The 569-nt window shown below is 51.5% G+C and carries 1 protein-coding gene; it reads left to right on the forward strand.

Translation table 11 applies throughout. The annotated features are described in order from the left end of the window. Nucleotides 1-39 precede the first annotated feature (39 nt). Nucleotides 40-569, forward strand: a 530-nt coding sequence (locus D7Y06_RS25530; RefSeq protein WP_147415798.1) for an ABC transporter ATP-binding protein, incomplete at its 3' end; no start/stop codon positions are given.

Consider the following 569-nt stretch of genomic DNA (forward strand, 5'->3'; position numbering starts at 1 on the left):
CTTATCAACAGGCAGGAAGCCTTGAAAGGAGTTTTGAATATGAGCGTTTTACAGACTATCGACCTAAAAAAGTATTATGGCACAAAGCCGAACATCACCCGCGCCCTTGACGGCGTGAACTTCGATCTGGAGGACGGCGAATTTGTGGCTGTTGTGGGAACCTCGGGCAGCGGCAAGTCCACCCTGCTTCACATGATGGGAGGGCTGGACACTCCCACTTCCGGCAATGTGATTGTCCGGGACAAAGAACTGTCAAAAATGAACGATGAACAGCTTACCATTTTCCGCCGCCGTAACATCGGCTTTATCTTCCAGAACTATAACCTTGTTCCCATCCTGAATGTGTATGAGAACATCGTCCTGCCAGTGGAGCTGGACGGGGACACGGTGGATCGGACGTTTTTGAACGAGATCGTTCATCTGCTGGGACTGGAAGATAAACTAAAAAATATGCCAAACAATCTTTCCGGCGGACAGCAGCAGCGTGTGGCGATTGCCCGCGCTCTGATTACCAAACCGGCTATTGTGCTGGCCGACGAGCCGACCGGCAACCTTGACAGCAAGACCAG

Origin of the sequence: Roseburia sp. 1XD42-69 (assembly GCF_003612565.1) — a bacterium.
Taxonomy (GTDB): Bacteria; Bacillota; Clostridia; order Lachnospirales; family Lachnospiraceae; genus Roseburia_B.